At 69.2% G+C, this 20,995-nt stretch carries 19 protein-coding genes and 1 pseudogene; 16 read left to right on the top strand and 4 right to left on the bottom strand.

Annotation, left to right across the window (positions count from 1 at the left end):
• The first annotated feature begins 14 nt into the window (after positions 1-14).
• The 5 genes from ACWGDX_RS05330 to ACWGDX_RS05310 all read left to right on the top strand — a co-directional run bounded on the left by ACWGDX_RS05330 (position 15) and on the right by ACWGDX_RS05310 (position 3,787).
• Positions 15-461, top strand: a complete 447-nt coding sequence (locus ACWGDX_RS05330) for a hypothetical protein (protein WP_453622473.1) — start codon at positions 15-17, stop codon at positions 459-461.
• 188 nt (positions 462-649) lie between these two features.
• Positions 650-1,582: an SDR family oxidoreductase gene (locus tag ACWGDX_RS05325; RefSeq protein ID WP_453622471.1), complete on the top strand. Its 933-nt coding sequence runs from the start codon at positions 650-652 to the stop codon at positions 1,580-1,582.
• Between the two features lie 96 nt (positions 1,583-1,678).
• A complete protein-coding gene (locus ACWGDX_RS05320) occupies positions 1,679-2,503 on the top strand; it encodes a helix-turn-helix transcriptional regulator (RefSeq protein ID WP_453622469.1) in 825 nt (274 codons plus the stop codon).
• Between the two features lie 213 nt (positions 2,504-2,716).
• Positions 2,717-3,190 carry a carboxymuconolactone decarboxylase family protein gene (locus ACWGDX_RS05315; protein WP_453622467.1) on the top strand — a complete coding sequence of 158 codons (474 nt, stop codon included), beginning with the start codon at positions 2,717-2,719 and terminating at the stop codon, positions 3,188-3,190.
• Positions 3,191-3,304: 114 nt separating this feature from the next.
• Complete coding sequence (locus ACWGDX_RS05310) at positions 3,305-3,787, top strand: cupin domain-containing protein (RefSeq protein ID WP_453622465.1); 483 nt, start codon at positions 3,305-3,307, stop codon at positions 3,785-3,787.
• A 104-nt stretch (positions 3,788-3,891) separates the two neighbouring features.
• On the opposite strand, the gene ACWGDX_RS05305 is transcribed toward ACWGDX_RS05310, so the two are convergent.
• Both ACWGDX_RS05305 and ACWGDX_RS05300 read right to left on the bottom strand, forming a co-directional pair.
• Positions 3,892-4,746, bottom strand: a complete 855-nt coding sequence (locus tag ACWGDX_RS05305) for an alpha/beta fold hydrolase (protein WP_453622463.1) — start codon at positions 4,744-4,746, stop codon at positions 3,892-3,894.
• Positions 4,747-4,841: 95 nt separating this feature from the next.
• Positions 4,842-5,066: a hypothetical protein gene (locus ACWGDX_RS05300; RefSeq protein WP_453622461.1), complete on the bottom strand. Its 225-nt coding sequence runs from the start codon at positions 5,064-5,066 to the stop codon at positions 4,842-4,844.
• Positions 5,067-5,268: 202 nt separating this feature from the next.
• Here ACWGDX_RS05300 and ACWGDX_RS05295 point away from each other — a divergent pair, with 202 nt between their 5' ends.
• From ACWGDX_RS05295 to ACWGDX_RS05275, 5 genes and pseudogenes are all read left to right on the top strand, one after another.
• Complete coding sequence (locus tag ACWGDX_RS05295; protein ID WP_453622459.1) at positions 5,269-6,165, top strand: RNA polymerase sigma-70 factor; 897 nt, start codon at positions 5,269-5,271, stop codon at positions 6,163-6,165.
• A gap of 6 nt (positions 6,166-6,171) precedes the next feature.
• Positions 6,172-6,370, top strand: a pseudogene (locus ACWGDX_RS05290) (FAD-binding protein); the annotation flags it as partial.
• Between the two features lie 161 nt (positions 6,371-6,531).
• Positions 6,532-7,278, top strand: coding sequence for an SDR family oxidoreductase (locus tag ACWGDX_RS05285; RefSeq protein ID WP_453622551.1), 747 nt, complete (start codon positions 6,532-6,534; stop codon positions 7,276-7,278).
• A 66-nt stretch (positions 7,279-7,344) separates the two neighbouring features.
• Positions 7,345-7,524, top strand: a complete 180-nt coding sequence (locus ACWGDX_RS05280) for a hypothetical protein (RefSeq protein WP_453622457.1) — start codon at positions 7,345-7,347, stop codon at positions 7,522-7,524.
• 80 nt (positions 7,525-7,604) lie between these two features.
• Positions 7,605-8,327 carry a hypothetical protein gene (locus ACWGDX_RS05275; protein WP_453622455.1) on the top strand — a complete coding sequence of 241 codons (723 nt, stop codon included), beginning with the start codon at positions 7,605-7,607 and terminating at the stop codon, positions 8,325-8,327.
• Positions 8,328-8,619: 292 nt separating this feature from the next.
• On the opposite strand, the gene ACWGDX_RS05270 is transcribed toward ACWGDX_RS05275, so the two are convergent.
• On the bottom strand, positions 8,620-10,536 hold the full coding sequence (locus ACWGDX_RS05270; protein WP_453622453.1) for an N-acetylmuramoyl-L-alanine amidase: 1,917 nt from the start codon (positions 10,534-10,536) through the stop codon (positions 8,620-8,622).
• A gap of 574 nt (positions 10,537-11,110) precedes the next feature.
• Here ACWGDX_RS05270 and ACWGDX_RS05265 point away from each other — a divergent pair.
• From ACWGDX_RS05265 to ACWGDX_RS05250, 4 genes are all read left to right on the top strand, one after another.
• Positions 11,111-11,707 carry a hypothetical protein gene (locus ACWGDX_RS05265; RefSeq protein ID WP_453622451.1) on the top strand — a complete coding sequence of 199 codons (597 nt, stop codon included), beginning with the start codon at positions 11,111-11,113 and terminating at the stop codon, positions 11,705-11,707.
• 378 nt (positions 11,708-12,085) lie between these two features.
• A complete protein-coding gene (locus ACWGDX_RS05260; protein ID WP_453622449.1) occupies positions 12,086-14,098 on the top strand; it encodes a CASTOR/POLLUX-related putative ion channel in 2,013 nt (670 codons plus the stop codon).
• A gap of 406 nt (positions 14,099-14,504) precedes the next feature.
• Positions 14,505-15,539, top strand: a complete 1,035-nt coding sequence (locus ACWGDX_RS05255) for a DUF4331 family protein (RefSeq protein WP_453622447.1) — start codon at positions 14,505-14,507, stop codon at positions 15,537-15,539.
• Positions 15,540-16,325: 786 nt separating this feature from the next.
• A complete protein-coding gene (locus ACWGDX_RS05250) occupies positions 16,326-17,726 on the top strand; it encodes a nucleobase:cation symporter-2 family protein (RefSeq protein ID WP_453622445.1) in 1,401 nt (466 codons plus the stop codon).
• A gap of 144 nt (positions 17,727-17,870) precedes the next feature.
• On the opposite strand, the gene ACWGDX_RS05245 is transcribed toward ACWGDX_RS05250, so the two are convergent.
• Complete coding sequence (locus ACWGDX_RS05245; protein WP_453622443.1) at positions 17,871-18,794, bottom strand: NmrA family NAD(P)-binding protein; 924 nt, start codon at positions 18,792-18,794, stop codon at positions 17,871-17,873.
• A 112-nt stretch (positions 18,795-18,906) separates the two neighbouring features.
• Between ACWGDX_RS05245 and ACWGDX_RS05240 the strand changes: the two genes are divergently transcribed.
• Complete coding sequence (locus ACWGDX_RS05240) at positions 18,907-19,473, top strand: TetR/AcrR family transcriptional regulator (RefSeq protein ID WP_453622441.1); 567 nt, start codon at positions 18,907-18,909, stop codon at positions 19,471-19,473.
• 440 nt (positions 19,474-19,913) lie between these two features.
• Positions 19,914-20,984: an acyltransferase family protein gene (locus ACWGDX_RS05235; RefSeq protein ID WP_453622439.1), complete on the top strand. Its 1,071-nt coding sequence runs from the start codon at positions 19,914-19,916 to the stop codon at positions 20,982-20,984.
• Positions 20,985-20,995: the final 11 nt, after the last annotated feature.

The raw sequence follows: 20,995 nt of genomic DNA, 5'->3' as shown, positions 1-20,995 counted from the left end.
CCCAGGGCGGCAGTGTGCGTATCGCCGAGGCCCTGGCCGACGATCTGCGGGCGCACGGCGGTGTGTTGCACACCGGCCACCGGGTCACCCGTCTCGCGGAGCTCGACGCCCGGGTGATCACGCTGGACACCACACCGCGCGGGCTGCTCGAGCTGGCCGGCGACCGGCTGCCGCCGCGCTACCGCCCGGCGGCGGCGTACGAGACGTACGAGACGTACGACCCGAACCATCCCGGCGGCGACATCGGTGTGGGAGCCGTCACACTGACCCGGTCCCTGTTTCGCCGCCAGTGCCGCCCTGCGCCGGGAGTTCGGCACGACTACCGTCCCGCGCCTGGGGCCCGAGGACGGGTCCCGTCCGCCATCTCCGTCATAACGGTGGTGCGCGGCGGACTGGGATCTCCGGGGCGCGGCCTGTGTGCAACGATGTATCGAGGCGCGCACAGCGAACATACCGTGTGAAGCAACACCTTGTCACACCGGGTCATGGCCGTGCCGGCGCCGGAGCCGCTGCCGGCGGAATGACCCCATGCGGATGCGGATGTTGCCATGCCCTGTCCATCCATGGATGAGCACCGCATGGATCGGAGCGTCCCCTGCGCGGACGCTTGTGATCCGGCAATGACAAACCCACACGCAGGGAGCATGCGATGAAAGAAGTGACCGTGCCCGATCTGCACGGAAAGCTCGCCGTGGTGACCGGGGCGAGCGACGGCGTCGGCCTCGGGCTGGCCGCACGGCTCGCCCGCGCGGGCGCCGAACTGGTGCTGCCGGTGCGCAACGCGGCGAAAGGTGCCGCCGCTCTTGAGCGGATCCGGGCCGCCGGTCCCGGGGCGAAGGTCTCCACCCGCGTCCTCGACCTGGCCTCACTGGCATCGGTCGAACACCTCGCTGACACGCTGCTGGCAGAAGGGAGACCGATCCACCTTCTGATCAACAACGCGGGAGTGATGGCACCGGCCACCCGGCACACGACGGCGGACGGGTACGAGCTGCAGTTCGGAACCAACCATCTCGGCCATGTGGCACTCACCGGGCGTCTGATGCCGTTGCTGCGGGCCGGCCGGGCCCGGGTGACCACCATGACCAGCAGCGCCGCACGCGGCGGCCGGATCGACTGGGACGACCTGCAGAGCGAGAAGCGCTACTCACCGGTGCGCGCCTACAACCTTTCCAAGCTGGCCAATCTGTTGTTCGCCCTTGAGCTGGAGCGCCTCGGCACGGCGAGCGGTTGGGGCATCGTCAGCAACGCCGCCCATCCCGGCACGACACTGACCAACCTCTACGCGTCCGGACCCAACCTCGGCCGCACCCGTCCCGCTCCCCATGAAGCGATCATGAAGCGACTGGCCGGCTGGGGCGTCTTCGTGCATGCGGTCGACGCGGGGCTGCTGCCACCCCTGTACGCGGCCACGAGCCCGCAGGCGAAGGGCGGGCTCCTCTACGGCCCTGACGGTCTCGGGCAGTTCACCGGCGGCCCCACCGAGCTGGCGATCTACAAGTCGGCCCGGAGCGAGACGGACGCGGCCCGGCTCTGGCAGATCTCCGAGCGTCTGACGGGGGTCGCGTTCACAGCCGCCTGAGGCAACCGGTGGCCGGTGCTGGTGCTGCTGCTGCGGTGCCGGTGCTGGTGCGGTGCCGTCAGGAAGATCCTCTTTGAGCGAACAGGACAAGGAACAGTGGACAGAGCGGAGTTGGCGGCCTTCCTCAGAGCACGGCGTGAGGCCCTTCAGCCGGAGGATGTCGGACTGCCACGCGGGCGGCGCCGCCGCACCGGCGGACTGCGTCGCGAGGAAGTCGCCGCACTGTGCGACATGTCGGTCGACTACTACAGCAGGATCGAACAGCCGCGGGGGCCGCATCCCTCGGAACAGATGCTCGCCGCGATCGCCCGCGGTCTGCATCTGTCCCTGGAGGAACGGGACCATCTGTTTCAGCTCGCCGGTCACGCCGTTCCCCAACGGGTGCGGCGCGGCGATCACATCAACCCGGGGATGATGCGCGTTCTCGACCGGCTCGGGGACACTCCCGCGCAGGTGGTCAACCACCTGGGCGAGACACTGAAGCAGACGCGCATGGCGGTCGCGCTGCTGGGTGACGAGACCGCGTTCACCGGACGGGCCCGCAGTCTGCACTACCGGTGGTTCACCGATCCCGCCTCCCGGCTGCTCCATCCCGAGAGCGACCACGCCGTACGGAGCCGGCTGCTGGTGGCGGATCTCTACGGCGCGTACGCGCGGGACGGCGGCGACTCACGCACCGCCGACCTCGTCGGCGCACTGCGGACGGCCAGCCCTGAATTCGCCGCGCTCTGGCGTGAACACCCGGTCCTCGGAGCGTACTGCGCGCCCAAACGCTTCGAGCACCCGGAGTTGGGGACCTTGGAGCTGCACTGCCAGACGCTCGTCGACCCCGACCAGTCGCAGCGGCTTCTGGTGTTCACCGCGGTACCGGGCACCGAGAGCCATGCGAGCCTCCAGCTCCTGTCCGTCCTCGGCGGTTAGGGCCTCGAAAGACCCAGGCCCTGTCCGGCCTCCGCGTTCGTGGAAGCCGGTCTCGGCCGGTGATCCCTGGCAACGGCCGGCGGAGCCGGGCCACCATCGGCGGGCCGCCGATGACACAACAGATGGGACGCACGTCACACCCGGGTTCTTGTCACACTTCGCCGGGCTGTTCCGGTCAGTAGTACGTATCCGCAACATGGCTAGGAGATCACCATGGATTCGCGTCTCAACTACTTCGGCAACCCTCTCGCCGCGAAGGTGCTGAAGCACATCAACTCGGCCGGCAAAGTGGTTTCGGACTCCACACTGCCGGCCGCGACACAGGAACTGGTGAAGATCCGCGCGAGCCAGATCAACGGCTGCGGCTTCTGCACCGACATGCACACGAAGGACGCCGCCCTGGCGGGAGAGACCCCGCAGCGCCTCCACCTGGTCGCGGTCTGGCGGGAGGCCAAGGTGTTCACCGACGCCGAGCGCGCCGCCCTGGAGCTGGCGGAGCAGGGCACCCGCATCGCCGACGCGGCCGGCGGTGTCACCGATGAGGCCTGGGCGAACGCCGCCAAGCACTTCGACGAGGAGCAGCTGGTCGCCCTGATCTCCCTCATCGCCGTCATCAACGCCTACAACCGGATCAACGTCATCAACCAGCAGCCCGCCGGGGACTACCAGCCCGGCCAGTTCAGCTGATCTGCGCCTGTCCCGGCCGGAACACGTACAGTCCGTCTCCACGCCGCCCCAGGCTACGGCGGGGGGACGGACCAGCGGCGTCAACCGATTCAGCGTACGGAAGGGATGGTTCGCATGTCGTACCCCAAGCAGGTGTACACGGGTGATGACGGCGAGATCAACGCGAAGTTCAGGCCGGCGGACACTCCGCCGGATGTCGGCACAGCAGGCGGGGACGCCATTCACTACCTGGCGACAACAACCACCACGCGAGGCGAATTCGGACTCTACCGGGTCGAGATGAGCGCAAAGGCGGGCGGCCCCAAGACCCATTTCCACAAAACCATCTCGGAGTCCTTCTTCATCCTCAAGGGCACCGTTCGTCTTTTCAACGGTGCTCAGTGGATAGACGCACAGCAGGGTGACTTCCTGCATGTGCCGCAGGGCGGACTCCACGCCTTCCGCAACGACTCCGACGCGCCGGCCGAGATGCTTCTGCTCTTCACTCCCGGCGCACCGCGTGAAGAGTATTTCGAGGGGCTTTCGCAGCTGGCTCACGCCACGGACGACGAGCGTGCCGCGTTCCTCGACAAGCACGACTCGTACTTCGTGGAGTAACCGGCGGATCCTTCGGGGGTTACGAGCGGGGCGCGCGGTGCTCGCGGTGCTCGCGGTTGTGCGGAACGGGCACCTCCCGTCCCGCACAACCGCCTGGCGGAGTGTCAGCGCGCCGCGAGGTTCGCGAGCAGCTCGGCGGCGGGCTTCGGGTGGACGAGCCAGCCCAGGTGACTGCCCTCAAGTGTCCCGACGTCGAAGGGGTTGTCGGGGGTGAGCGCGTCGGCTTCGCGGATCATGCGGTCCTGCGCGGCGAGCGGGATGCTGGCATCGTCGGCCAAGCGCACATAGGTCTTGGGAATCCGGCCCCAGGTCGTGGCCTGTGCCCGGTCGGCGGACGTACCGGCGTCGAGGTTCTCATCGGGCTGGAAGGTGTTCAGGAAGGTCCGGAACTCGTCGTCGGTGAGGTCGGCGGCGAACGCTCGCTTGAGCACGGCAAGCGCCGCCGGGTCGGCGATACGGAAATTGGTCCGGAGCAGACCGAGTTCGGCCGGGTTCCCGACGAGCGTGGCGGCGAAGGCTCCCGCGTCGACGTCCGCCATCTCCGGCTGGGTGTAGTAGTCGCTCACGTCCAGATCGACGGGGCACCAGGCGGAGACGTAGGCGATCCGGTCGATCAGCTCGGGCCGGGCGTTGGCGACGGCGGTGATCGTGATGCCGCCCCTGCTGTGGGCGACGAGGATGGTGGGCCCGTTCCGCTTGGCCCGTTCGAGGACATCGATCACGCGGGCGACGTTGTCGGCGAGTGTGACTCCCTTGATGCTCCCCGGTTCCGCGGCGAGCGCGTTCAGATCCTGGGGAGCCTGGTAGGCCGCCGGGAAGGTCGCCTCGAACCCGTGCCCAGGAAGGTCGACCGCGGCCGAGCGGTGCCCGAGCAGGGCCAGCTCGGCCTGCAGTGGCGCGAAGGAGAACGAATTCGCGAAGGCCCCATGGACAAAGATGAATGTCGGCAGATTCTGCATGCCTCAGCCTCCAACAGAACGATCTTCGGAGCAAGATCGAGGGCTCGGCTCAACGGGACCAAGGGAGCCAAGGGAGCCAAGAGAGCTTCGGCAGGTCAGGCCGCGGTGCCCGGCGGTGCCCGGTCACTGACAGGTGTCGCCGGATACCGACCGTGCTGGGAGTACGGCGCGGGGAGGAGACCGCGCCCCAGAGACGCCTTCTCCCGCGCGATCAGCGCGTTGGCCTCTGTCGCGGCTATGGTCGACTCCCAGTAATTCCACTGGGCGGCCAGCCGGAATCCAGGGGTGAATCCGAACGCGTCGACACTCTTCGGGTCCATATGGTCCTGGACCCCCGCCCCCGGATGCCGGGCTTGGCGCGGTACCCCACCGTCAATTCATCTATTCCACCTCCGGTTCGTAACAACAGACAGAAGAGGCACTGGATCTGTGACACGAATGGATCCGTGCCGGCGTTCCCATGGCGGCGCGCGTCCCGTTGTGACGGCTTGTAGCATGGTCATCCGGACCAGGAGGACATCTATGGACGCCGGGGATGGCAAAAACTCCCTTGACCGGGCGACGAGGGAGTTCATCGCGGCGCGTCCCCGGCTGTTCGGCATCGCGTACCGCGTACTCGGCAGTGCTGTGGAAGCCGAGGACATCGTCCAGGAGGCGTGGCTGCGGTGGCAGAACACCGATCGCGCCGAGATCCACGAGCCGGCGGCGTTCCTGGCCACCGTCACCGCCCGTCTGGCGATCAACCTCGCCCAGTCCGCCAGGATGCGGCGTGAGTCGTACATCGGGCCCTGGCTTCCGGAGCCGGTCGACACGAGCGTGGACCCGCAGCTGGGTGCGGAACGGGCAGAGGCACTCGACCTGGCGGTTCTCTTCCTCCTGGAGAAGCTGAACCCGGTGGAACGGGCCGCTTACGTGCTGAGAGAGGCCTTCGACTACCCGTACAAGCAGATCGCGGACATCCTGGAGACGAGCGAAGCCAATACGCGCCAGTTGGTGAGCCGCGCCCGGAAGCACCTGTCGGCGGAACGCAGGGAGCCCGTCAGCTCCACCGCTCACCGGCGGCTGATGGAGGTGTTCGTCGCCGCTGCCCAGACCGGCAGTCTGGCGGAGCTCGAGGATGTTCTCACCGCGGACGTGGTCAGCTACTCCGACGGTGGAGGGGTGCGCGGGGCATCCAAGATCCCGGTCGTCGGACGTCCGCATGTCTCCAAGTACCTTGCCGCCTTCGCCCCGCGTTTCTGGCCTCGGACAGACGTGCGCTGGGTCGAGGCCAACGGCAGACCGGCCGTCCTTGTCTCGGCCGAGGGGAACGCGGTGGCTCTGCTGTCCGTCGATGTGTCGGCACGCGGCATCGAACGCGTCATGTGGGTAATGAATCCGGCGAAACTGGCCCCCTACGTGGCTTCGTTGGACAACTGAGGCGGTCTCTCCACCGGCAGACGTCCCGAGGAGGACGCCCATACGGCACTCGCCGCCGGCGGAATCGACGCGGCCCTGGCCACCATGGATCCCCAGGACAGCTGGCCGCAGCACGCGGCCGACACGCTCAAGGAGGGCCTGTCCGCTCGCCGACCCCCGCACCGCTCGGATCGTCACCCAGGGCGCCGCCCGAGGCATCGACGAAGGACCTCGTACAACTCCGCGAGGCGTACCTTCCCGCGAATCCCCTGTCACAACCAGAGCCGCCGGCTGGTCCCTTCCAGTACGGACAGAACGCGTCCGGTGCCGGTGAGCGGACGTCGCGGGACGTGCGCCGCACCATGAAAACTCCGAGAGGAATCCATGATGAAGGTCGTAGTGATCGGTGGAACCGGGCTCATCGGCTCGAAGTTGGTCGGCAAGCTCGGTGAGCACGGGCACGAGGCGGTCGCGGCCGCGCCCAACACCGGCGTCAACACTCTGACGGGCGAGGGTCTGGCCGAGGTCCTGAAGGGCGCGTCGGTCGTGATCGACGTTTCCAACTCCCCCTCGTTCGAGGACGAGGCCGTCATGGAGTTCTTCCGCACCTCGACGGCCAACCTCCTGAAGGCGGAGGACAAGGCCGGGGTGACGCATCATGTGGCGCTGTCCGTGGTCGGCACCGAGCGCCTCCAGGGGAGCGGGTACTTCCGCGCCAAGCAGGCCCAGGAAGAGTTGATCAAGGCGTCCGGCATCCCCTGCTCCATCGTCCACGCCACCCAGTTCTTCGAGTTCGTGAAGGCGATCGCCGCCGCGGCCACCGAGGGCGACACCGTGCGTCTGGCCCCCGTGAGGATCCGGCCCATCGGCTCCGACGACGTGGCCGCGACCGTCGGCCGCACGGCCGTCGGTGCCCCGGTCAACGGCGTGGTGGAGGTCGCGGGCCCCGACGAGTTCCAGCTCGACCAGCTCATCCGCGAGGGACTCGCCGCCGAGAACGACCCCCGCACGGTGGTCACCGATGTACACGCCCCGTACTTCGGTACCGAGTTGAAGGAGACCACGCTCCTGCCGGGCCCGGACGCGCACATCGCCGAGACCCGGTTCGTCGACTGGCTCGCACAGCGGCGGTAGGTCCTGCCGGGTTGGCCCCTGCCCGCGGGCAGGGGCCAACCCGCGCCGCGGCCGTAAGGACACACGATGACCCGAACCACCGAGAACCGAATCGACATCGTGGCCGCGGCCGTGTCGCTGGCCGCTGAAGCCACCGATCTGGAGGCCCGTGCCGACGAACTCCGCCGGCGACTCGTCGACGTCGACGAGCGGATGAGAGCCGTCTCCAACGCGCTGCACCGGCTTCCCCCCGTTCAGCGGCCGTAAGCAGCGCAGGGGTCAGTACGCGGAAAGTTGAACCACCCCGCCCATCCTTGCCGCCTCCGAGGCGGTTCAATGTCTGAGTGGTGAACTGGACCGAGATGCACGACTGTTGTTTCGAGACTGATCGCGTACCCCTGCTCCTGGAACGGGTGGAGCGTGGGGACGACACCGAAGCGTGGAAGGAGCTGGGATACCGGCTGGTCCTCGAACACGACCTGGTGTCGCCCGCCGGCTTCGCCGCCCTGCCCCGTCTGGTGCGCCTGGCCTCCGGCAGCGCCGGGGCACGTCGTCTGACCGGCCAGATCCTGGAGCGCGCGGCAGGTCACCACGGCTGCGACGATCTGCTGGCGGACTGTGCCGACGCGATCGCGGAGTTCCGTGAACTGCTGGACGGGCACCTGCGGTCACGCCCGGCCGACTACCTCGTCACCTTCCGCGCGCTGCTCGCGGTGGAGGAGCAGTACCACTGGGCCGCCGTCCTGGGCGACTTCACGGACGACTTCTACCATCTGGCCTGTCCGCATTGTGCCGTGGAGGTCACGATCGCCATCGGTGGTTACGGGCGCTACTCCGCGATCCGGGACTGGAACCTGGGGGACGTGGACCGACGCGACCTGCGGCCGGCCCCCGCCGGAGGGTACTCGGGCGTCGGCCGGTGGATGCACGAAACGGCTGTCCGCGACGGGGAGGACGGGCTCGCCGACGGAATCGCCCATCTCTTCGGCGAGGCGGAGTGCCCGAGCTGTGCCTGCGTCTTCAGCGTCGCGGACGAATACACCTCCGCCAACGGCCCGGTCCTGCGGTAGGGGCCGCCGGTGGTATCCCGCTGGGCCGGCTCACCCCGCCCGCCCGGACTGCGGACGAGCTGAGTACGGGGGCGGGAGCGGGGGCCGGGGGGCGCCGAACGCGCCGACCCGGCGTGTCCACGGCGGTCGACAGGTCGCGCACAGCCTGCCGGCACTCCTGGTCCGCCGCCCGCGCACCACACTGACCCCGGTGTCACATGATGTGACACCGGGGCCGCGTTCCTGCCCGTCAACGACCGACCCGGACCACGCCCCGCGGATCCAGCGGTCGGGCGGTCGGACGGGCGGGCGGTCAGTGAGCCGTCACGACGTCGGACTCGTAGACCAGTCCGAGGCGGTGGTTGTACTGAATGGTGTACATCTTCTTGCCGCCGGTCACGACCCTACCGCTGGAGGGGAAGTAGTCGTCGGTGACGGCGGGCTCGCCGGTCGCGACGTACGCCTGGCCGGCGGGGACGGTGTAGAAGCTCAGCGGAGCCTGGGTGGAGGGCGAGAGCCCCGCGGGGTATTCGCCGCTGTCCGGGTAGCTGCTGCCGTACACCGCCGCGGGCGAGGCTCCGGCGGTCCTGACCACGGTCACGCCGTGGGCGGGCGTCGTGTTGCATCCGTACGGGTTGTGGAACCACACCTTGGCGCCGCTGTACCAGATGGCCGTCCAGTCGCCCTGGCGGTCCGCGACGACGAACTGCTGCCCCGCCTGCGCGGTGCTGCCCCAGTCGTTGACCCGGTTGGTGCCGATACCGTCCGTGTGAATGGCCTGGTCACCGAAGAGCGGGGCGGTGCTGTCGGGTGCCGTGCGCAGATGGACGAAGTTCGAGGCCTGGCGCCGTTCGGTGCATTCGGGGGTGGCACCTGTCGGGTCGTCGGACGGGCAGATCCGCACCGTCTGCTGGTTCCCGGCGAACCCGGGGGTGATGGTGACCGCCGACCCGATCCGGGCGACGCCGTGAGCGCCGCTGCCGGAAGCGCCGGAAGCGCCGGGAGCACGGAGGAGACGCATGTAACGCTCCCAGTCCCAGGACGGGCCCGGGTCCCAGTGCATGCCGGAGACAAGGGACGAATTCGGTCCAGGGACGTTGTCGTGCCCGACGATGTGCTGCCGGTCCAGCGGGATGTCGAAGCGGTCGGCCAGGTACGCGACGAGTTCCGCACTGGTCTCGTACTGGATCTGGGTGTACCAGGTGCCCCCGGAAGCGGCGTAGCCCTCGTGCTCGATACCGATCGAGTGCATGTTGGTCGAGTAGTTGCCCGCCTGGAAGGACAGGTCCTTGGTGGGCACCATCTGGGTCACGGCGCCGTCGGACGAGCGGATCACATAGTGCGCCGAACCGCCGCCGGGTGTCTGGAAGGTGCTGATGGCCGACTCGTAGGACGACTCCGTGTCATGGATGACGATGGAATCGATCCGGATGCCGTCGGCGGGCCGGTTGGCCACCTGGCCGTTGGCGGAGGCAGCGGGAATGAAGGTGCAGTCGAGTGTCGGCGGGCACTCGGTCTCCGCGGCGGCGGCCGTCGTGCTCAGACGAAGCCCGGCCAACTGGCCCGCAGCCGGGCGGACATCCGCGACGGCGTTCAGCCGGACCCGCTGCCCGTCCTCGGTTATCCCGCCGGCGCCCTCCTTGACGGTCGCGAAGACACGGTCGGCGAACGCCTTCGCCCCGCGCTCCTGCGTGGAACCGCTGTAACGGGCCACCGCGGCATACCACTGGCCCGGATCCGCGGGCGTATGTCCGGTGGTCGCCTTCGCGTAGGAGGCCAGCAGGGCAGCGCCGCCGCGGATGTTGGTGACATCGTTGTCGCGCAGCTCTTCGGCAGGCAGTCCGGTCAGCTTCGCCGCCGTCCGCAGGGTGTGCAGGGAGGGATCGGCGGCCATCTCCCTCAGATCTCCACGGCCGGCCGCTCCCGCGTCGCCACCGGCCATCATCTCGGGCGTCACGTCCGTCAGATGCATCGGACCGTAGCCGCCGCTGGTGCTGTGTTCGCCGGGATGTGCTTCCCAGGCCGACTCGTGGTAGGCCACACCGAGAAGGACCGGCAGGGGAACGCCGTACTCGGCCGCGGCCCGCTCGAACGCCTGCTGGCGGACGGCGGTTCGCCCATCCGGTGCGGACGCCTGGGCGAGCGGCGGAACGGCCGTGATGCTCGCTGCCGCCAGCACACCTGCCGTGATCATGAGTGGCAGCCGCCGTCGCGGCTTGCGCTTGTGCACTGCGATACCTTGCTTTCACATAATGGTGATGAGCTCTGAGCAGTTATGAAACGCGCGATGGCATCGACGGGACAGATAAGGCGCCAGGGCCCTTCCGTTGGATGCCAGTTTTGGACTGTACATGATGTGAAGCGTCGCCTGCCAAGGGCCACACATCACACTGTCCCGGTCGGCCGTGCGGCTCAACTCGCGTCGCTGGGCTGCGTGAAGAGGCCCTGCGGGGCCTTCCTTACACACACAACATTCACATGGAAACCATGTTGTGTCATAGCGAGCGAATTGCGGCGCCGTCGTGTTCGGAAGACGCTCGGACTTCCGGCCGACGCCCCCTCAGATGAATGTCCGCCGGCCCTCTCCGAAAAGACGGGCAGCGGGCGGAAGGCCATCGGATCGCTGACAGTGACAGCAAGTGTTTTCATCATCGTGCCGAACCCATGGGACCCGTCCGATGCGTCCACGTCCTGGATGGCCCGCTGCATATGATGGCGAAGGGGTACCCGTTCCCGCGTCCGGGCCGAGCGGCACCGCAGGTGAGCCGAAGCGCGGCACGAAGGGTTGAGGATGAGAGGAACACATGGTCTCTGTAACCCGAGCGGCACATAACATCGAGATCACCGCTGAGAGCCTTCAGGAAGACCTCGCTCGCCTCCAGGTCCAGAAGCAGGCACTGGAAAGGGAACTGGCCGCGGTCGTGGCGCATCTCAGCTCTGTGCAGCGGGCCCTCGGCGCCCTTGAGACCCTGATGCTCAACCCGGCCGCAGCGGCCTCGATGGGCGCGGCCGGTGCCGCGGCCCGGAAACAGGACCGGGACCGGGCCGCGACGCCCGTCGAACCGCGTACGGACAGTGGCTCCTCCGAGCCCGCGGACGTCACAGCGAAGTCCGCGCCACGGGCTCAGAAGCCGGAGATCGGCAAGGACACCGAACGTCCCGCCGCCGCCGCAACCGGCTCGGACGGGGAGAAGAAGTACGGCAAGCTCACCGAGCAGATCATGGAGTACTTCGCCGAAGTCGGCGATGCCGACGTGCGGGCCCGCGATGTCGCGGCGGCTCTCGGCCGTGACTCCGACAGCGGAAGCATCAACGGGGTCCGCAGCACACTCGACCGTCTTGTCGGCGCGTCCCGTATCCGGCGAATCGGCCGAGGCCTCTACTGCGCCAAGCGTTCGTAGACCTCCCTCCTGGGCCGTGTTTCGAAAGTCCCACCTGGCCCGCGACGCCTGGCCAACACGCCCCAGGCCGTGGCCGACACGGAACGGTTCCGCGCGGCGCCATATCGTCGAAGCCGGGGAGGCGGACTTCATGTGCGGGCCGCGCTGGGCACGGATGATCCACGACGAAATACGGCACACCCATGTCAGGTGGCCGGTCACGGCGTCTGCCCGAAAGGGTGAATCGGCTCTCGAATACGGCGTGTCCCGGCGTCGGAAGCAGCATGGTGCGGTGGCTGGCCGCCCGGTGTCGTACCCGCCTCATCGCAGGGTGCGTGTCACAGGGCAAGGGGCGGGGTGGGAGTAGGGCGGGGTGGCGTGGGAGTGGGACGACCGGAAGTGGGACGACCGAAGGGGCGGCGGCCGGTCTCGTTGCGGGACCGGGCGCGTTACCGGTTCGACCGTACGCTGGCCCGTAGTACCGGCACCCTGATGGGCTGGCTGGTGATCACCTGTCTGGCCGTCGTCGTACCGGTGAGCGCGCTGCTGGTGTGGACGGACCCCGGCTCGCCGCGGTCGCTGTCGGGTCGGCTGACGGCGGCGTGGCGGGTCAGCGCGGAGACGCTGCGACTGGGCGCGCTGACCGGCACACCGCTGCGCATGGTGCTGTCGGCCCTGCTCGGACTGGTCGCCCTGCTGTGCGTCTCGACCCTTGTCGGGGTGATCACCACAGGTCTGGCCGAGCGCATGGCGGAATTGAGCCGGGGGCGGTCGACCGTCCTGGAGCAGGGCCATGTCGTCGTGCTCGGCTGGTCGGACCAGGTGACCACGGTGGTGAGTGAGCTGGTCGCCGCCCAGGCCCCGAACCGGCCGAGGGCCGTCGTCCTGCTCGCCGACCGCGACAAGACCGAGATGGAGCAGGCGCTGACCGCCCGGGTCGGTCCGGTCGGCCGCACCCGGGTGATCTGCCGCAGCGGTCCCGCGAGCGACCCCGGCGTGCTCGCGCTGGTCAGCCCGCGGACGGCGAGCACCGTGCTGGTGCTGCCGTCCGGGGAACCGACGGCCGACGCGGAGGTACTGCGGATCCTGCTGGCGCTGCGAGCGGTTCTCGGCGAGGGGACGGGCGGGCCGCCCGTACTGGCCGCGGTGCGGGACGACCGTTATCGCGCGCCGGCCCGGCTGGCCGCCGGGCCGCACGGCACGGTTCTGGAGAGCGACACGGTCACGGCCCGGCTGATCGCGCAGTGTGTCGGCCGCCCCGGTCTCTCCCTCGTCCTGCGCGATCTGCTCGATTTCGCCGGCGACGAGTTCCACTTCGCCGAGGCGACCGCGTTCCACGGTGGTCCCTTCGGCGCGACGCTGCTGGGCCATCCCGGCTCCTGTGTGGTCGGACTGCTCACCCCCGAGGGAAATACGCTGCTGAATCCGCCGACCGACACCGTCGTCGTACCAGGGAGCCGTCTGATCGTCCTCACCCGCGACGACGACACCGCACAGCTGGAGGACTGCCGTCACCTCGTCGACCCGTCGGTGATCGCCACGGCCCAGCCACCGCCGGAGGCCGCCGCGCGTCTGCTGCTGCTCGGCTGGAACCGGCGGGCACCTCTCGTCGTCAACCAGTTACGGCGCACGGCTCGGCCGGGTTCCGTTCTGGACGTGCTCACGGACAGAGCCGTCCCCGGACCACGGGAACCGGAGACGGGGACGCGGACCGAGGTGGGGGCGGCGTCGGAGGTGGGGACGGAGTCGGCCGCGCGGCTGGCCGTGCGCTTCCGGGCCGCCGCCCTGTCACGGCCCGAGACCCTGCTCGGGCTCGACCTCGCCCCGTACGACGGGCTGGTCGTCCTCGGCCCTGATCCGGGCGCCGGGCCGGACCGTCCCGACGACTGGACGCTGGTCACCCTGCTGGCCCTGCGGCTGCTGGAGGAGCGTACCGGACGGGAGGTACGCGTGGTCACCGAGCTCACCGACGACCACAACCGGCCCCTGGCACCCGTCAACCCCGGCTCCGATGTCATCGTCAGCGGAAAGCTGACCGGATTGCTCATGGCGCAGATCGCACAGAACCGGCATCTGGCGGCCGTGTTCGACGAGTTGTTCTCCGCCGACGGCAGCACGATCTGCCTTCGCCAGGCCGGTACTTACGTCCGCCCAGGCAGCGAGGCCACCTTCGCCACCGTCGTGGCCGCCGCGCGTGACCGCGGCGAATGCGCCATCGGCTACCGCCGTCACGACCGGCGGACACTGTCCCCGGACCACGGGGTCCGGCTCAACCCCCACAAAGGCGAGCGACGCGAATGGAGCGCCGAGGACCAGGTGGTCGTCCTGGCGACCGAGCCGATCGGCCCGGCCGACGCCGCCGGTCAGGACGCGGAAGAACACCGACCGGAACGGACGGACACCAGGACGTAAAACCCACGCCCACAGCACCGCCGCCACACCACACCCACACCCACACCCACACCCACACCCACGCACACGCCCGCCGCCGCCCATGCCCGCGGCACCGTGCCACGCCCATAGTGCCGCCGCCACGGCCTTGGTGCCCCGGACGGACCTGTCCCTGCCCGTCTTCGCAGGTCATCCCGGGTGTACCGGACCCCAGGACGACGACATACCCGCCCCAGGCCGCGCATCGAGAACGAACAATCGGCGAAAATGGGTGAAAATATATCTAGTGGCGCAAAAGGCGTTCACTCCATGGCTGGGGTCCGTAGCCGACGTCTCGTGTCCGGCGACCGCCGCGACCTTCGGTCCGGCCCGTCCGGGACGTCGGCTCCTTCGATCCTCGCCGCAGTCGAAGGAAGAGGGCCCGACCATGTCCCACCATCTCGATTCCCCCATCGCCCGCCAAGACCCCCGCCTGGACATCACCGACCTCTTCGTGTTCCGGGGAGAGCAGGGCACTGTCTTCGTCACCGACCACAGCCACTCGCTCGGCGGTGAGGACATCCCGCGTGGATTCCACCCCGAGGGCCGGTACGAGATCAAGATCGACGCCAACGGCGACGCGATCGAGGACCTCACCTACCGTTTCACCTTCACCGAGCGGGACCAGGCCGGCGAACAGAACTACGAACTGCGCCGGCTGACCGGTCCCGAGGCCCGTGACCCGGCGGCCGAGGGGACCGTGATCGCCCGTGGCCGCACCGGCGAGACCGTCGAGCTGCCGCGCGGCGGGCGTGTCTGGGCGGGCAAGGCCGGTGACCCCTTCTGGATCGAACCCGACGTACTGGGCGCCGTCGGCCACGCCTTCCAGGACGGGACCACGGTCGACCTGTCCGGCTGGAACCCCGCACAGGCGCAGAACCTCTTCGCCGGGCACACCGTCTACTCGGTGGTCCTGGAGGTCGCCGACGAGGAACTGGTGCCCGTGGCCGGACCGGACCACCGGATCGGTGTGTGGGCACTGGACTCCCTGGCCACCGACCGGGGTGGCTGGCGGCCGGTCAACCGCGCCGGCCTGCCGATGATCCACCCGCTGTTCACCCAGTTCAACGAAGACCTCGGCAACCACCTGAACGGCAACCCGCCCTCCGAGGACCTGCAGATCTACAGCAAGTCGCTCATCGAGTCGGTGGCGTCCGTGGTGCGCGCGTACGGCACCTCCGAGGACCCTCACGCATACGGGCAGACAGTCGTCGAGGCGATCCTGCCGAACATCCTGCCCTACACCGTCGGCACCTCGGCCTGCTTCGGCTTCGCCGGCTGGAACGGCCGCACCCTGACCGACAATGCCCCGGACGTGATGTTCTCCTTCGCCGCCAACACCCCGATCACCCTCGGAATCACCAAGGAATCGGTGACGGCCAAACCGTCCAGGACCTTCCCGTACGTCCCGTCCGCCTCCTGACCGCCTCCTGACCGCTGGACACCGAACGCTGGAGCACACCGTGGCACACCGTGGCGTTCCGGGACGCCACGGTGTACGCGGGAGGATGTCACGGTGTACGCGGGAACCTCGCGGCGTTCACCTACGCCGGTGACAGGGTCTGAAAACGTTCTACCCACAGTGCGGGAAAGGGTAGGAGCACAGAACCGCCGGTGCTCGTACGTGCTGCCGGTGCCGCTCGTACTGCCGGTGCTGCTCGTACTGCCGGTGCCGCCGTCGCCGCGGATCAGTCCGGGCTCCATCGGCGTCCACGTCGCGGCAGCGGGAAATGCGCTGTTAACGGCCGTGGAACGGCGGCGTTATGACGGTCCGTCACTGTCACTGTCACTGCCATGAACGTAGGAATCAGGACCCTTGAGAGGTGCGCGATGAGTCTCGTACAGGGGCGTCTCGCCGATCTCCGGTCCCGTGCTCATCGGTCGGCGTGGACACGTGGTCGTGTCGCGCACGGTGTCCTACGTGTCCGTGGGGGCTCCGCGCCTGAGCGCGCGACGTAGTTTTCTTCGCCTTCGCGCCCTCGTTCGGCTTCCTGACCGCTTCCGTGCCCTGCCAACGCCGCCGGGGCTACCGGGGCTACCGGGGCCGTGTGTTCCTCGTACGCACTCCGCGAGGAGCCGTATCACTGTCGGGTCGAACGGGGCCGTAGGACGGCTCCCGGAGCACCATGCCCGGCCGTCCCCGCACTTCCCCCGCGCCCGACCGCCGTTCCTCCCTTTTTCCCATTTCCCGCTCCGTTCCGGAGGCCCCGTGTCCCAGGCCCCTGCTCCGCCCGCGTCCGAATCCGCCATACCCGCCCCGCACCCGGTCGATCAGGTCCTGCCGCCCGCGCGGCTGGGACTGCTCGGCCTCCAGCATGTGCTGGTCATGTACACAGGCTGTGTCACCGTTCCCCTGGTCTTCGGATCCGCCGCCGAGCTGGACACGTCCACCATCGGCCTGTTGGTCAACGCCGACCTGCTGGTGGCCGGTCTGGTGACGCTGCTTCAGGCGCTCGGCATCGGCAGGCTGCTCGGCGTACGACTGCCGGTCGTCGCGGGCGCCACCTTCACGGCCGTGACCCCGATGATCCTCATCGCGGGCGAGTACGGCATGCAGGCGGTCTACGGATCCATGCTCGCCGCCGGTGTCTTCGGACTGCTGGTGGCCGTGCCCTTCGCCCGCGCGGTGCGGTTCTTCCCGCCGCTGGTCAGCGGCACGGTCATCACCGTCATCGGGCTCTCACTGATCGGTGTGGCCGCCGGGCTCATCGTCGGGCTCGACCCCACCGCCAAGGACTACGCGACACCCTCCCATCTCGCCCTGGCCGGCGGCATCGTGCTGCTCATCGTCCTCGTCACCCGCTTCACCAGCGGATTCCTGTCCCAACTCGGCGTGCTCCTGGGCCTGGTCGGCGGCACACTGGTCGCTGTCCCCATGGGCCTGACGGACTTCTCCTCGGTCGGTCACACCGACTGGCTCGGCGTCGCCCCGCCGTTCCACTTCGGCGCCCCGCAGTTCCCCGTCGCCGCCGTCATCTCCATGTGTGTGGTCATGCTGGTGACCTTCACCGAGTCGACGGCCGACATGCTCGCCGTCGGCGAGATGACCGGCCGCCCGCTCTCCCGCCGGGACCTGGCCCGTGGCCTCGCCGCCGACGGTGTGTCCGGGATCTTCGGCGGGATCATGAACGGCTTCCTGGACACCGTCTTCGCACAGAACGTCGGCCTCGTCGGTATGACCAAGGTCCGAAGCCGGTACGTCGCCGCCGTCGCGGGAGGCTTCCTCGTCCTGCTCGGGCTCGTGCCCAAACTCGGCGAGATCGTCGCCTCGCTGCCCGGCCCGGTCATCGGCGCGGCCGGCCTGGTCATGTTCGCCACCGTCACCGCCGTCGGCATCAATACCCTGCGCAAGGTGGAGTTCGAGGGCACCGGCAATCTGCTGATCGTGGCCGTCTCCATCGGCGTCGGCATGCTGCCCGTCGTGGCCCCGACGATCTATCACGCCTTTCCGGCCTGGGTGCAGATCATCGGCGGCAGCGCCATAACCAGCGCCACCGTCGCCGCGTTCCTGCTGAACCTCCTGTTCAACCACACACCCGACCGCAGCAAGACCGCCGCCGTCACGGAGGAGAACAGCCTCGTACCGACGGCGAACACGAACACGCCCTGACGTCCGTCCACAGCCCATGGGGCCGGGGCGGGAGCACCGGGCGACCCGGCACCGAGTCCCGGCACCGAAGCGTCGGTGATCACGGCCGCTTCCTTGCCCCATGGCGCCGTCCGACCGGAGGACGGTAGCTCGCCGGGAGCCGTGTCAGGCCGAGGCCCGCATGTGCTTCCGCGCCCATGCCTGGAAGCTGGTGAGCGGGATGCCGAGGTCTCGCGCGTACTCCGGGCGGGCCGGCTGGCCGGCCACGTTCATCCACTCGTGCGAGGCGCCCATTCCCGGCATTCCGGCGGCGGTGGCCTCGTCCACGGTCATGTCCGGCGCGGACAGCCGTGTGCCCAGAGCCTGGGAGAGGACCTCGGCGATCTCCGTCATCGACAGGTAGTCGCCCGCCAGCTCCAGCTCGACCCCGTCGAACCGCTCCGGCGCGGTGATGGCCGCGGCCGCGGCCGTGCCGATGTCGTCCACCGTGACCAGGGACAGCCGGGTCTCGGGGTTCAGGACGCTCACCAGGCCGCCCTCGATGCCGCGCGGGAAAAGGAACGCCATGGACGGGAAGAAGTTCTCCATGAAGAAGCCCGGCTTGATGAGCGTCCAGTGCGGGAAGCCGGCCGCCCGGACCCGGTCCTGGATCGCGCTCTTGGCGCCCAGGGTGGGCTCCATCGAAGCCCAGCGGCCTTCGGCCCAGCCGGGCGCCTCGGTGTGCTGGCCGGCGCCGGAAACGGAGGTGTGCACGAACTGCGGCACCCCGGCGGCCCTCGCGCCCTCGATGAGGTTGACGCCCTGGGCCACCTCCCCTTCGAAGTCGAAGCCGTCCCCGGTCATGGCGGGCATCTGTACGGAGAACACCGCGCGGGCGCCCTCGGCGGCCCTGATCACGGAGTCGCGGTCATGGAGATCGCCGGTGACCAGTTCGGCGCCGAGCGCCTCGACGGCCTTGGCCCGGTCGGTGGCCGGGTCGCGCACCAGGGCGCGGACGGGAACGCCCGCCAGGAGCAGGGAGCGGGCGGTGGCTCCGCCCTGCTTGCCGGTGGCGCCGGTGACCAGGACGGGAGCGGAGTCGGTGGACATGGTTCTCCTCGGGTACTTGACACTCATGCTCGACACTAAACGGCGGGGTCCGCCACTTACACTGCGGTAAGATACGGCGGGGCCCGCCACTTAGCAACCTGGAGATGAAGCCATGCCCGACCGCCTGCGCGCCGACGCCCGGCGGAACTACGCGCGGATCCTCGCCGTGGCCGAGGAGGAGGTCGCCGCGCACGGCGCCGGCGCCTCCCTGGAACAGATCGCCCGCGTCGCGGGGGTCGGCTCGGCGACCGTGCGCCGGCACTTCCCCACCCGCCGCGCACTGCTGGAGGCGGTCTCCCACAAACGGATCGAGGCCCTGTGCGTCCGCGCCCGCGATCTGTCCGGCAAGGGCGACAGCCGAAGTGCGTTGCTGGAATGGCTGAGTGACGTCGTGACCTACTGCGTCGCCGCCCGGGGGCTGGCAGCCGCGCTGGTCTACGAGGGGACCGAGCCCGACTCGGTGCACGCGAACAGCTGCTCGGCGATGATGGAAGAGGCGGGGGACCCTCTGGTGCGCGGCGCCGCGCGGGACGGCGCGGTGGCGGAAGGTGTCACCGTCGCCGACCTGATCACGCTGGCCGTGGGGATCGTCCTCGCGACGGAGCACCACCCGAACCCGGCCGCCGCGGCGGACCGGCTGCTCGGGCTGATTGTGGCGGGGCTGAGCCCGCAGCGTTGAAGCGGACGGGGGCGCCTCGGATCCAGCAGCGATGGAGCCTCGACAACGCATCCGGCATCACGCAGCACACAGCCGACATCACGCAGTCGGCATCGCACAGCCAGCATCGCACAGCCGGCCCGCCATTTACTCGTGCGCCGGGATCGCTCCACCCGCCGTGCATTTACCCGAAATGCCACCAAATGGTTTATTAATCCTGAGAATTGAATGAACGATCGCATCCCCGGGTGCTTCCTGGGCACGCGTTCGAGGTGGACAGTACTCCGACAACCTCAGACCCCGGCTCGGACAGATCGGACGGACACGCCGCCGAGCCACCCGCCCACCCCGGTTCCGGTGCCCGGCCGGGCGGCACCCTGACTCTCGCTCCACCACGAACGGACGAACGGCGCGTCCGGGGCGGGCACGGATTCCCCTCCGCGCTGTCGAGGGGCGGCCGGGTGCGGGGCGTCGACGGACTGCGGACCCTCGCCGTCGTACTGGTCCTGGCCTACCACTTCGAACTGGGCCCGCTGCCGGGCGGCGCCCTGGGCGTGGACATCTTCTTCACCATCAGCGGATTCGTCATCACCCGGCTGCTGCTCGCCGAGTTCGCCCGCACCGGCGCCGTCGGTATGCGTTCGTTCTACTGGCGGCGCTGGAAGCGGCTCGTCCCCGCCCTTCTGGTGGTCTGCGCGGTGTGCGCCGTCCTCGCGGCCACCACCCGGCTCCGGGGCTTCGACGACGCCTGGGCGTCCATAGCGCTGTCCGCCACGTTCCTGGTCAATATTGTCCGGGCCGCCCAGCCCGGCCTCTACACGGACGAGACCGCTCTCCTCGGACACACCTGGTCGCTGGGCGTGGAAGAACAGTTCTATCTGCTCTGGCCGCCGTTGCTGCTGCTCCTCCTGCGCCGCTTCAGGCCCCGCACCGTACTGCTGTGTGCCGTGGTGCTCTGTCTGCTGCCGGTGCTCTGGCGCTGTGTCCTGTGGAGTCCGACCGCGGCGCACCGCATCTACAACGGTACCGACGCCCGTGCCGACCAATTGCTGGTCGGCGCGCTGCTCGCGCTGGTGGTGGCCCGGCTCGACATGGAGGACCCCCGGCTGGCCGCGCTGTGCCGGTGGGCGGGCCGGCTGGCCTGGCCGGCGATGGGGATGCTGGCCCTGATCGTCTGGCAGGTACCGATGACCGGCACCGGCCCCTGGACAGTGCCGTGGTACACCGTGGGTTTCCTGCTGGCGGCCGTCCTCTCCGCCACGGTGGTCGCGGCGCTGGAACTCCAGCCGTTCAGCCTGCTCTCCCGTGCCCTGTCCGTGGCCCCGCTCGCCTGGACCGGGCGCAACCTCAGCTACGGCCTCTACCTGTGGCACTACCCTCTCGGCCGGCTGATGGCCGACCTGGGACTGGATACCTGGCATGTACCGGCGGCCCTCGCCGCCACGTTCGCGGCGGCGACGGCTTCCCACTACCTCATCGAGAAGCCGCTCACCCGCCGCAAAAACCCACCGGCTGCCAAAACGCCGGAGTGACGCGTGCGGGC

The sequence above is a fragment of the Streptomyces sp. NPDC055025 genome (genome assembly GCF_053608565.1).
This window is presented reverse-complemented; position numbering and strand designations above follow the sequence as displayed.